Below are 12,225 nucleotides of genomic sequence, written 5' to 3' on the forward strand. Positions count from 1 at the left end.
TAAACATAAAAGGAAAAATTTGAATTTATCATTTAAAACCTTTGATATTTCCAATACACAACGATCAAAAGCTAAAAAAGTGCAGGGTAAAAAATATGAAATTTTTCTTAATGAAAATGAGCACAGTCTTATAACTCCTAAAGTGTCTTTTAAAGAAATTTTGAGGTATTATTATCTTTATCCAAAAAATGCCATCCCTTCTTTTAAGTTACCTTTTTTCAAGCCTGATTTGAGTGGTTTTAGCACCCCACATATTACTTGGCTTGGACATTCTTCGCTTTTTATAAGTTTTAAAAAGTATAAAATTTTGATCGATCCTGTTTTTAACACTCATGCTTCGCCCATTTCTTTTATCAACAAGGCTTTTAAAAATGCTCCTATTTATAATGTAAATGATTTTAATGAAATTTTTGCTGTGATTATCACGCATTCGCATTTTGATCATTTAGATGCTAAGAGTGTCAAAGCTTTAAAAGAAAAAGCACGATTTTTTATCACACCTTTAAAAGTGGGAAATTATCTAAAAAGCTATGGAGTGAGTGAGAAAAAAATCATAGAGCTTGATTGGTGGAGTGGAATAGAATTTGGTGATTTAAAAATCATTGCAACACCTGCACAACACAGTTCAAGCAGGGGAGATGGTAAAAACAAAACCCTTTGGGCTTCTTTTGTGATGGAATTTTTAAGTGTAGATAAGAGAGTGTTTTTTAGCGCAGATGGAGGGTATTTTACACATTTTAAAAAAATAGGTGAGTATTTTGGAGATTTTGACTTAGCTTGTCTTGAAAGCGGACAATTTAATATCGCCTGGCCATATTCACACTCTTTTCCTGAGCAAATTTTAAAAGAAGCAAAAGATCTTAATACAAAAGCTGTCATGCCTATACATTGGGGGAGATTTTTAGCAGGAACTCATGCATGGAATGAGGTGGTAAAATTTCTTTATGAAAATTTAGATTTACCCCTTATCACACCAAAAATGGGCGAGGCTTATGAAGTAGGAGCTAAATTTAAACAGGATTTTTGGTGGAAAGAAGAATAAATTAACACAAGTTTATAATTTATATTTTGGCTTTTGCTATAGTTTTGTAAAACTAAAAAAGGAGATTTTGTGAAAATCATTCAATGGAATGGAGCGGAATTTAGCCCAAAAGAAGTGAAAATCAATGTTTTAATTGATAATGAAAAAGGTAAAGAAATTCAAATTTTATTAGCTAAAGATAGCGTGATGAAAGAGCATAAAGCCCCTTTTGCTATACATGTTCAAGTTTTAAGCGGTAAAATTTGGTTTGAAGTGGAAAAGGAAAAATTTGAATTAAATGCTTTAGATATGATAAGCCTAGAGGCAAATGTAGCGCATTCTTTAGGTGGATTGGAAAATTCTATAATAAGATTGAGTTTAAATAAATCAGATAGTATTCAAAGGGTAAATGCTGTGCTTAAAAAGCCTTAGTCATAAGCCTTTTGTTTAAAGGCTTATGGGTTTATAAGATCATAAATGATTAATTACAGGATCTGCTTTGTAAATAGCTAAGATATTGATTCCAGATTGAAAAATTTCATATTCTAAATTTTCTAATATATTGATAATATCTTGAATGTTTGATTTGATAATTTCAATTTGTAAAATGGGTTTAAAAGTTTTAATATGATTTAAACATCCTAATATAACTTCTTGTTCCATACCTTCTACATCTATTTTAATAAGATCTAATCTTTTAAAATTGAAATTATCAAGTTTTAAATAAGGAACTTTTTCTTTTTTTTGAGGTATTTGTCCTATAAATTCATTATTGTTTTGAGATTTTAATTCTAGACTTCCAAAAGAAGCTTTTTGGGTATAATCAGGGATTAAAATTTCAAGTTCGTTTTGATTTTTTTCAGGATTTCCAATGGCTGCATGTATTGCTCTGGCATTAAAACAATTGTTTATTGCTATATTTCCTGCTAAAGCATAAAAAAGTCTCTCTTGTGCTTCAAAGGCTAATACCCCCCCCCAGTCATGCATTTCTATAGCCCACTTAATAGTATGAGCACCAATATTTGCACCGCAGTCTATTGCAAAAACATAGCCTTCGTAGTATTTTCTCCGTAGTTTTAAAAGATTAACACACAGATCAATTTCCTCTGAATCAAAGCTACCATAGTTTAAAAATTGAAAACCAACTCCATAACTTCCTTGGGATGTATCATGTCTATCTAGATGGTTGATAATCATAGTTCCATTATTTGTGGCTGCAAGTATAAAAGGTAAAGGTCTTTTCATGGTAACTATTTGTAATTCGCAATGAAATAAGCTATTCTTTCTAAACCTTTCTTGATAAATTCATCGCTTATAGCATAAGAAAGTCTAAAGTATCCATCCATTCCAAAACCTATACCTGGAACAACGGCAACTTTTTCTTGTTCAAGTAATTTTTGGCAAAATTTCATAGAATCTTTTTCTATTTTTTGTATATTTACAAAAAGATAAAAAGCACCTTCTGGTTTATAAATACTGATCTTTGGGATTTGTTTAAGCATATCTAAGGCTAAGTTACGGCGTTTTTCAAAAGCTTGACGCATTTTTTCTATATCTTCATCACATTCTCCATTTAAAGCAGGAATGGCTGCATGTTGAGTGATGGAGCAAATATTTGAAGTGCTTTGTCCTTGAAGTCTTTTAACGGCTGAAATTAGGGCTTTATTTTTGCTTGCCATATAGCCAAAACGCCATCCTGGCATAGCTCCACATTTGCTAAGTCCGTTAATGGTCACAGTGCGTTTTAAAGCATCTTCGCTTACACTTGCAAAAGCTACAAAATCAAAACCATCATAGCGAAGTTTTTCATACATTTCATCACTTAAAACAGTAATTTGCGTTCCTTCTAAAACTTTAGCAATTTGAGTTAATTCTTCTTTAGAATAAATCGATCCCACAGGATTTGAAGGAGAATTTAGCATCAAAACTTTGGTTTTAGCTGTGATAGCTTTTTTTAATTGTTCAGCGGTAATTTTAAAGCCATTTTCTTCTAAGCCTTCTATAAATACAGGTTTTCCACCTGCAAATTTTACCATTTCAGGATAGCTTACCCAGTAAGGACTAGGGATAATCACTTCATCATCTTTTTCTACTAAGCATTCTATACATTCAAAAAGAGAGTGTTTTGCGCCTACATTGGTGATGATTTCATTTGTTTCATAATCAAGATTATTATCTTTTTTAAATTTGGTTTGAATAGCTTTTAATACTTCAGGAATTCCTGCAACAGCAGTGTATTTTCCACATCCTTTTTCAATAGCACTTATAGCGGCATTTTTGATGGTTTGTGGTGTGTCAAAATCAGGTTCACCCGCTGAAAAACTAATGATATCCTCGCCTTTGGCTTTAAGTTCATTGGCAAGTGCAGTGATAGCTAAAGTGATAGATTCTTCTAAAACTTGAGATCTTTTTGTAAGCATTTTTCAATCCTTAATAATTTTTGTTTAATTTTAGCAGAAAATTGCATTTTTACAATAAATTTAATTTAAAAATGAGTTATAAATTTCAATAAATGTGAAAATTTGTATTAATTTTTAGGAAAAATTAATACGCATAATAATACATATAATTTTATGTATTATAAAAAATTATTATTTTTGTGATTCAGGTTGTTTTAATATAAGATTTTCAAGTTCTAAAATTTTCTTTTCTAACTTTTCTAGTTTGTCATCGCAATTTGCATCTACGGCTCTAATGTTTTTATTTTTACGCTCTTCGATAATATAAGCAGGAATTCCAACGGCAGTTAAATTTGCACCTATATCTTTAACCACTACAGCATTTGAGCCTATTTTGGCATTTTCTCCTATGGTGATATTGCCAAGCACTTTTGCGCCTGAGCCTATGATCACTCCTTTTTTTATGGTTGGATGGCGTTTAGTACCTTTTTCAAGGCTTGTTCCACCTAAAGTAACGCCTTGATAAATTAAAACATCATCTTCTATAATTGCTGTTTGACCTATAACCACTCCATTGGCATGATCTATAAAAATACGCCTTCCAAGTTCTGCTCCAGGGTGCAAATCTACCCCAGTTAAGAATTGTGAAATTCCGCTAATCATTCTAGCAATGCGTTTAAAATTTCTTATGTAAAAAAAATGTGCAAAGCGGTAATTTACTACAGCCCATACTCCAGGGTAATTAAAAAAAAGTTCTATACAAGAATTAAAAGCTGGATCTTGTGCCTTTGGCTGAGAAAAATCTTCTTTTATAATACCCCAAAAATTCATCTAAACTCCTATGCTTTTTAAATAACCATTATCATTTAAGAAAAGATAAAGTTCGCCTAAAATATGCTTTTTTTGCTTATCATTTACAAGCTTAGAATTACTTATGCGTTCATTAAGTATATCCATGATAGCGTGTATATCATAGTCTAAATCTTCTAAGGTATCAAGTATGGATTGCGCTTCTATAATCCCCTCGACTTCATAGCCTTTTTCATTGATGCTTATAATAGCTTCAGTAGGATGAGTAAAAAGATTGTGTTTCATTCCAAGTACTTCTTGATAGGCACCTACAAGAAAAAACCCTAGAAAATAATTTTCTTTTTCTACATCTACATCGTGCAAAAATAAAGGTTTATCTTTAGAGTATGAAATTTCTCCATCGCTATCGCAGGTTATATCCCAAATACTTGCACTTCGTGTCGGTTCTTCATCTAAGCGATCAAGTGGCATGATGGGGAAATTCTGTTCTAAACCCCAAAAATCAGGCATGCTTTGAAAGAGCGAAAAATTTACCAAATACCTTTCTTGCACTTCATCTTGTATGGCAAGTAAATCCGCAGGATTTTGCTTATCGCCTAAAAGCAAGATGGCTTTTTTTGTAATCAAATGAGTTAAAATTTCAGCATTGGAACGATCTTGTAAATCCACATAGCCCAAATCAAAAAGAGTTAAAATACTCTCTAAATGATCTATGCTATCGTGCAAGTATTCTAAAGCATTGGAAGGTTTTATACTTTTATAAAGATCATAAAGCTCATCGATAAGTTTTGGATTTTGTTTTTTAAGTATGAGTTTGTTTTCTGCGTATTCTTGAGAAAAAAGTTCTAATACAGGAGCGATTAAAACAGCGTGATTAGCTGCTACAAAACGTCCACTTTCTATGAAAATATCAGGCTCTAAATCTTTTTTTTGTTCGGCTATGTTTTTTAGGATAAAAACTACATCGTTAGCGTATTCTCTTAGGGTGTAATTTCTACTTTTTTCATTTTTAAATTGTGAGTATTCCACAGCTAAACCGCCACCAAGATTAATAGCTTTTAGATTTTTAGCTCCCATTTTTCTAAGTTCTGTATAGATATTTCCTGCTTCATTTAAGGCTTTTTTCAAGGGGTGAATTTCGGTAATTTGTGAGCCTAGATGAAAGTGAATCATGGTAAATTGTTCTAAAAGTTTGTTTTCTTTGAGTAAATTTACCGCTTCTATGAGTTCAGTGGATGTAAGTCCAAATTTAGAATTAATCCCACCGCTTTTTGCCCAAATTCCAACTCCAGCAGAATGCAAACGTACACGTAAGCCTATATTTGGTTTAGGTTTAAAGCGTTCTTTAGCTATGTCTATGATAGCTTCAAGTTCATTAAGTCCTTCTATGGTTAAAGTGATATTATGTCCCATTTCAGCTGCAATAAAGCCTATGTTGATAAGTTCTCTATCTTTAAAGCCATTTACGGTAATAGGTGCGCCTTCGTTATTATAAGCCATAGCGAGTAAAAGCTCTGCCTTAGAACCTGCTTCAAGTCCATAGTTATAGTCTTTTCCAAGTTTTACAAGATTTTTTACAAAACCAGGGTATTGATTGACCTTTAAAGGATAAACAGCGTTAAATCCTCCTTTATAGCCAAATTCCTTTCTTGCTTTATTGAAATTTCCGTAAATATTTTCAATTTGTTTTTGGATAAGATGAGGAAATCTTAAAAGTAAAGGCCCCTTGTATCCATCATCTCTTAATTCTTTAACTATATCAATAATAGCAGGTTTTTTCTCGTAATTGATACAAACTTTACCATTTTTGATAATGAAATTTTCATTTCCCCAAATATCAATACCATAATCCATCATAAAACCTTCTTTAAGTCTGAAATTTTAATCATTTTTTCTTCTTTTTTTGCTAAATTTTTATAAAACAAACTTTCATTTTGTGCTTCATTTTCTCCCATGCAAAGAAAAATTTCAGTATTATTTTTATCCGCGTTTTCAAGATGTTTGGCTAGTTTTCTTGCTTCATAGCTTAAAAGTACTTTATATTCTTTTCTTAAATTTGTAGCGATATGCAAAAGTTTTTGGATATAAATTTCATCCATAGCACAAAGATAAATTCCTTCTCTTTGAATCTTTTCTTCTTTTTGTTCTAAAATAGTTATAATTCTTTCTATACCCATGGCAAAACCTATACCATAGCCACTTTTTCCACCTAAATACTCTATAAGTCTATCGTAGCGTCCTCCACCTGCGATAGCAGCCTTTGCTCCTATTTCATCGCTTATAAATTCAAAAGCCGTTTTAGAATAATAATCCAAACCCCTCACAAGTTTTGAATCTAACTCAAATTTAACTCCATTATCCTTTAAAATTTGTTGCAGTGTTTCAAAGTCTTTTTGGCAAGAGGTGCATAAATTATTGATCAAAAGCGGAGCATTTTCAAGCAAATTTTGACAATGCTCATTTTTACAATCTAAGACACGAATAGGATTTAAATTTTTTCTACGCAAACAATCTTCACAAAAACCTTCTTTGGAATCTAAGAATTCAACGAGCCTATCGCGGTATTTTGGCAAGCATTGTGAGCAGCCTAAAGAATTAAGTTGAAGTTTAAAATCAATACCAAGGCGTGAGAAAATTTCTACTAGCATTAAAATAATGCTTGCATCTTCATAAACATTAGGTATGCCAAGGCTTTCAACTCCAAATTGATGAAATTCTCTTAAGCGACCCTTTTGAGGTCTTTCATAACGAAACATAGAACCATAATAAAACCATCTTTTCACACTAGTGTTTTTATCGAGTTTTTTTTCTATATAGGCACGCACCACCCCAGCAGTTCCTTCAGGACGCATGCAAACATGATTTTCGCCTTTATCGATAAATTCATACATTTCTTTACCTACTATATCAGAACTTTCTCCTACGCTTCTTTTAAAAAGGGTGCAAAGTTCTAAATGCGGTGTATTGATAAAAGTAAAGCCATAGTTTTTAGCTACTTCTTCGCAGATTTTAATCACTTTTTCATAATAATATGCATCTTTATCTAATAAATCTTTCATTCCTTTTAAAGCGTTAATCATTGTAAAAATTCCTTTATTTGTTGGTGTAATTTTTCTTTACTTTCTTTTGCGTCAAGTGTTAAAATTTCTACAGAAATTTTTTCTTTTAAAAAATGAAGCACTTTTTCGAGTTTATCTTGCACGCTTAAAAAATACTCAATGCCACGTTTTTCTATACTATCTAGTTCTTTTTGACTGAGGCGTTCTTGGATAAGGTTTGCATCTCCTTTTAAAAAGATAATTTTTTGTGGAAAAAAATTTTCTAAAGCAAAACTATTTAAAGCAAAAAGCAAATCGTTTTCAAAATCTTTGGCATAAGCCATGCCTGAAATAAAACTTCTATCGCTAATAATGAGTTTGTTTTGATTGGTTTTTAAGATTTCTTCAAAATGTTGAGCACGATCAGCTAAAAAAAGCAAGAGTTCAGCTCTTTTGTTAATAGGATGAGTTTTATTAAGTAAAATTTCTCTTAAATGTTTTCCAAGTTCTGTTCCGCCAGGTTCGAGTGTGAAAATGGCGTCTTTATAAATTTCTTTTAAAAGTGAAATTTGCGTACTTTTTCCTACGCAGTCAATACCTTCAAAAACTACATACAAGATTGATCCTTTAAAAAAGGTAGAATTTCTTTTGGAACAAGAGAACTTACATCACCCCCATGTGCTACTATAGAACGCACAATAGAACTTGAAATAAAAGCATGTTTTAGACTTGGCATAAGATAAATGGTTTCCATATCTTCCCAAAGTGCGTGATTTGCATAGCCAATTTGCAATTCGTATTCAAAATCACTCACTGCTCTAAGTCCACGGATTATAGTATTAACTTTTAATTCTTTGGCTAAATCTACAAGTAAATTATCAAAAGCAATGATTTTAACATTTTTTAAATTTTGTGTTGCGAGCAGGGCTAGTTCTTTGCGTTTTTCTAAATCATAGCAAGGTTTTTTATGTTCACTTTTTGCTATGGCAACGATGACTTCATCAAAAATTTTTAAAGCCCGTTTTATAACATCTAAATGCCCGTTGGTAATAGGATCAAAAGTCCCAGGATATAAACAAGTCATTTTTGCTCCAATTTTTTTTAAAAATATAACAAATTTAAACTAAAAATTTTGCCATTTTTCATATAAATTGTGTTTTATTTCTAAAAGATCTAACCATTTACCTGCGATAAAATTTTCCATTTGCTCTAGATTGTTTGCTTTAGAATAGCTTGCGATAATAGGAGGGGCGATGATAACTCCCATTTGGCTAAGTTTTAACATATGTTCTAAATTTAAAGTAGAAAAAGGCATTTCACGTACCCCTAAGATGAGTTTTTTTCTTTCTTTTAGGGCTACTGCTGCAGCACGCATTAAAAGAGTGTCTGCAAAACCAGCGTGAATTTTTGCTAAACTTGAAATTGAACAAGGAGCAATGATGGTTTTTTCTATTCCAAAAGATCCACTTGCTACACTTAGACTTAAATTTTTATCATCTAAAAAATGAGTGTATTTAAAATTTTCTTGACAAATTTCTTCTAAATTTGCTTGATTTTCAGTTTTGAAGTTAAGTTTTGCACCTTGGGTTAAAATACAATAAAGTTCGCATTGATTTTCTAAATTTTTTAATAATTTTAAGCCTAAATTGACACTGCTTGAACCAGAAATTCCTAATAAAACCTTCATTGTATAATCATCCTATTTTTACCCACTACGATACCTTGCATAACTTTACCTTCTTTGTTTTTTGCACGAATCCTTTCGCCCATATTTGCACTTTGCAAAGCCACAAGTTCGATTAAAACATCAACATTTGCTTCGCTTAAAACCCCGATTATAGGATCATTTCGGCGTATTAAAGCTGTGGTTTTAAACATATTTGCTCTTAAAATGGCGTTTTTGTTAATATTGCTTTTAGCTACAAGATTATCTACATCATCTAAGGTTAAGGCATTTAAAGGAACTTTATCAAAATCAATCAATACGCTTTTATAGTCAAAAGCTCCAAGTTTATCTCCTCTTTTTATAGCGCGTTCGCTTTTTAAAACTTCTAAATTTGCTTGAATGAAATATCTAAAAAATACATTTTTTTGTATATTTTGCGGAGTTTTAAATTCAGCCCTTAAAAAGCCTTGTGCTTGATTAAAACGCCCATTAGCGATTCTTAGAAATTCATATTGATCAAAATCTTTAGGCAATGATGTTATTTTTAAATCAATTTGAGAAATTATAATTTTAGGAAAATTATTTCTAAATTCTTTAGCTAGTGCTGTTTTGATTTCTTCTAAACTAGCTGCTTGGATATAATTTATCACAATAAAAAAAGTTAAAAAAATAATTTTCATTTTTATCCTAAGAATTATAATGCAATAAATAGTATTTTAGCTTTTATAAGTTTAACAAAGCCTTTAGAAGGCTTTGTATAGAGTTAAAAAGTAGGGATAACAGAGCCTTTGTATTTTTCTATGATAAAATTTTTAATTTTATCGCTTGTTAAAATTTCTTTAATAACAAGACTTTTTTGACTTGTTTCTTCACCTTTTCTTGTAGCTAAAACAATAGCATATAAACTATCTTTATCTTCCATAAAAATACCATCTTTTAAAGGGTTTAAGCCTGCTCCAAGAGCATAGTTTGTGGTAATAATAGCCAAATCAGTATCATTTAGGGCTCTTGGAAGTTGTGCGGCTTTAAGCTCTATAAATTTAAGTTTTTTTGGATTTTTACTTATGTCAATAGGGGTTTTAAGGGTGCTTTGACTTTTAAACTCTATTAAATTTGCTTTAGCTAGTAAATCAAGAGCTCTGCTTTCATTGGTAGCATCATTAGGTATAGCGATTTTAGCACCATTAGGAATGTCTTTTATATCTTTTATGGAGTTAGAATATATAGCCATAGGAACTAAAACAATAGCACCTAAAGAACTTAATTTTGTTCCTTTGTGGGTATTAAAATCATCTAAAAAAGGTTTATGCTGATATAAATTTGCATCTAAATCTTTTTCATTTAAAGCGATGTTAGGTATATTATAGTCATTAAATTCCTTAACTATTAACTTCCAACCTTTTTCTTGAAATAAGGGTTTAGAGAAATTTAAAATTTCAGCATAAGGCGTTGGTGTTGCACCTATGATTATGGTTTTATCTGCCCCAAAACTAAGGCTAATTGTAAATAAAACACTTAAAAATATTTTTTTAATATTCATATTATACTCCTAAAAAGCTGGGATTAATATATCTTTATAATGTTCATTAATGATGGCTTTAAATTTATCGCTTCTTAAAATTTCATCAATTACTTTGGTTTTTTCGCTATTTTTACCTTCTGAGCGTACCACAACATAATTTACATAAGGGCTATTTTTATCTTCCCTAAAAATAGTATCTTTACTTGGATTCAGACCGGCTCCAAGTGCGAAATTAGAATTAATTATAGCAATATCAACATCATCTAAAGCTCTTGGAAGTTGTGCGGCTTTAAGTTCTATAAATTTAAGTTTTTTTGGATTTTTGTTTATGTCCAATGGGGTTTTTAGAGTATTTTTGTTAAGCTCTATTAATTTTGCTTTCTCTAAAAGCTCTAAAGCTCTGCTTTCATTGGTCGCATCATTAGGTATAGCAACTCTAGCACCTTCTTTAAGATTTTCTAAATTTTTGATTTTTTTACTATAAACTCCTACTGGAGCTATAAGTACAGGCGTTGTTGCAATTAAATTTGAACCTTTTTTTAGGTTGTATTCTTCTAAAAAAGGTTTGTGTTGATATAAATTTGCATCAAGTTCTTTTTCCTCTAATGCACGATTGGGCAAAATATAGTCTGAAAATTCTACTATTTTAAGCTCATACCCTTTGTTTTTAAAATCATCTTTCATTAGTTCTAGTAAGCTACCAAAAGGATTTGGAGTGGCTCCTATAGTAATGTTTTGTGCAAATAGGCTAGATAAATTTAGAATGCAAGCGAGTATAATAATTTTAAATAAATTCATAAAAACTCCTTTGTACTTAAGAAAAAAGTCCCTAGGTAAGGGACAAAATTAAAAAGCAGGTAAAACAGATCCGTTGTATTTTTCTATGATAAATTGTTTGATTTTATCACTTTGTAGAGCTTGGATTAAGGCTTTGATTTTTGGATCGTTTTCATGTCCCACTCTTACAACAAGAATGTTTGCATACGGGCTTTCTTTATCTTCGATAAATACGCTATCTTTTGCAGGATTTAGATTTGCAGAGAGAGCGTAGTTGGAATTAATTACAGCAAAATCAACATCATCCAAAGCTCTTGGAAGTTGTGCGGGCTTTAATTCTACAAATTTAATTTTTTTAGGATTGTCTATAATATCAAGAGGTGTTTTTAAAGCCTTATCTTTAAATTTTACCAAACCTTTTTTTGCAATAATATCTAAAGCTCTACTTTCATTGGTTGGATCATTTGGAATGGCGATTTTAATCCCTTCTTTAATATCATCTAGACTTTTGTATTTTTTGGAGTAAACAGCCATAGGTTCTATGTGTATGGCAGCTACTTTGATAAGTTTGGTGCCTTTGTTTTTATTAAATTCTTCCAAATAAGGAGTATGTTGGAAAAAATTTGCATCGGCTTCTCCGTTATCAACAGCTAGATTAGGTAAAACATAATCCGTAAATTCTTTGATTTCAAGTTTATAGCCTTGTTTTTCTAAATCAGGTTTTACTTGTTCTAGGATTTCAGCATGAGGGACGGGAGTTGCTGCAACTGTGATGGTTTCTAATGCATTTGCATTAAGACTTAATGTTAAAATACTTGCTATAAATAAAGATTTGATTTTCATTTTTTTCCTTTTTAGTCATTTTGTGCTTGCTTTAATCTTAATAAATTCACTCTGACTATCAGGAAGAAGTATATAAAAACTTGTTGATAGTCAGATTAACGCATCTGATACATCATTTTAATTCCTTTAGTTTTTTGTTTAAATTTTAC

Annotated in this window: 14 protein-coding genes; 2 read left to right on the forward strand and 12 right to left on the reverse strand. The window is 31.0% G+C overall.

The window, feature by feature from the left end; all coding sequences use genetic code 11:
* Positions 1–19: 19 nt before the first annotated feature.
* A complete protein-coding gene (locus FBE87_RS03715) occupies positions 20–1,042 on the forward strand; it encodes an MBL fold metallo-hydrolase (protein ID WP_100621873.1) in 1,023 nt (340 codons plus the stop codon).
* 69 nt (positions 1,043–1,111) lie between these two features.
* A complete protein-coding gene (locus FBE87_RS03720) occupies positions 1,112–1,453 on the forward strand; it encodes a cupin domain-containing protein (RefSeq protein WP_002868516.1) in 342 nt (113 codons plus the stop codon).
* A gap of 39 nt (positions 1,454–1,492) precedes the next feature.
* Here the strand turns inward: FBE87_RS03720 and FBE87_RS03725 are convergent, their stop codons facing one another.
* From FBE87_RS03725 to FBE87_RS03780, 12 genes are all read right to left on the reverse strand, one after another.
* Positions 1,493–2,266: an FkbM family methyltransferase gene (locus tag FBE87_RS03725; protein ID WP_165433080.1), complete on the reverse strand. Its 774-nt coding sequence runs from the start codon at positions 2,264–2,266 to the stop codon at positions 1,493–1,495.
* 5 nt (positions 2,267–2,271) lie between these two features.
* On the reverse strand, positions 2,272–3,441 hold the full coding sequence (locus FBE87_RS03730) for a pyridoxal phosphate-dependent aminotransferase (protein ID WP_002897405.1): 1,170 nt from the start codon (positions 3,439–3,441) through the stop codon (positions 2,272–2,274).
* Between the two features lie 171 nt (positions 3,442–3,612).
* On the reverse strand, positions 3,613–4,251 hold the full coding sequence (gene cysE / locus FBE87_RS03735; protein ID WP_100621872.1) for a serine O-acetyltransferase: 639 nt from the start codon (positions 4,249–4,251) through the stop codon (positions 3,613–3,615).
* Complete coding sequence (gene speA, locus FBE87_RS03740; RefSeq protein WP_010891885.1) at positions 4,252–6,087, reverse strand: biosynthetic arginine decarboxylase; 1,836 nt, start codon at positions 6,085–6,087, stop codon at positions 4,252–4,254.
* The gene (hisS, locus tag FBE87_RS03745; protein WP_002852541.1) at positions 6,084–7,310 is read right to left on the reverse strand and encodes a histidine--tRNA ligase; all 1,227 of its coding nucleotides are present in this window, start codon (positions 7,308–7,310) and stop codon (positions 6,084–6,086) included. Before hisS ends, speA begins: the two co-directional genes overlap by 4 nt.
* Positions 7,307–7,885, reverse strand: a complete 579-nt coding sequence (gene tmk, locus FBE87_RS03750) for a dTMP kinase (RefSeq protein ID WP_002852526.1) — start codon at positions 7,883–7,885, stop codon at positions 7,307–7,309. The genes hisS and tmk overlap by 4 nt, the downstream gene beginning before the upstream one ends.
* On the reverse strand, positions 7,876–8,352 hold the full coding sequence (coaD, locus tag FBE87_RS03755) for a pantetheine-phosphate adenylyltransferase (protein ID WP_002852633.1): 477 nt from the start codon (positions 8,350–8,352) through the stop codon (positions 7,876–7,878). Before coaD ends, tmk begins: the two co-directional genes overlap by 10 nt.
* A gap of 39 nt (positions 8,353–8,391) precedes the next feature.
* Positions 8,392–8,955 carry a UbiX family flavin prenyltransferase gene (locus FBE87_RS03760; protein ID WP_002852466.1) on the reverse strand — a complete coding sequence of 188 codons (564 nt, stop codon included), beginning with the start codon at positions 8,953–8,955 and terminating at the stop codon, positions 8,392–8,394.
* Positions 8,952–9,614: a flagellar basal body P-ring formation chaperone FlgA gene (flgA, locus tag FBE87_RS03765; RefSeq protein ID WP_002852578.1), complete on the reverse strand. Its 663-nt coding sequence runs from the start codon at positions 9,612–9,614 to the stop codon at positions 8,952–8,954. The genes FBE87_RS03760 and flgA overlap by 4 nt, the downstream gene beginning before the upstream one ends.
* 83 nt (positions 9,615–9,697) lie before the next feature.
* Complete coding sequence (locus tag FBE87_RS03770; RefSeq protein ID WP_002852406.1) at positions 9,698–10,474, reverse strand: MetQ/NlpA family ABC transporter substrate-binding protein; 777 nt, start codon at positions 10,472–10,474, stop codon at positions 9,698–9,700.
* A 9-nt stretch (positions 10,475–10,483) separates the two neighbouring features.
* Positions 10,484–11,254: a MetQ/NlpA family ABC transporter substrate-binding protein gene (locus FBE87_RS03775; protein WP_002852483.1), complete on the reverse strand. Its 771-nt coding sequence runs from the start codon at positions 11,252–11,254 to the stop codon at positions 10,484–10,486.
* Between the two features lie 48 nt (positions 11,255–11,302).
* On the reverse strand, positions 11,303–12,076 hold the full coding sequence (locus tag FBE87_RS03780; protein ID WP_002859806.1) for a MetQ/NlpA family ABC transporter substrate-binding protein: 774 nt from the start codon (positions 12,074–12,076) through the stop codon (positions 11,303–11,305).
* Positions 12,077–12,225 lie beyond the last annotated feature (149 nt).

This window comes from Campylobacter sp. CFSAN093246, from assembly GCF_012889415.1.
Classification (GTDB): domain Bacteria; phylum Campylobacterota; class Campylobacteria; order Campylobacterales; family Campylobacteraceae; genus Campylobacter_D; species Campylobacter_D jejuni.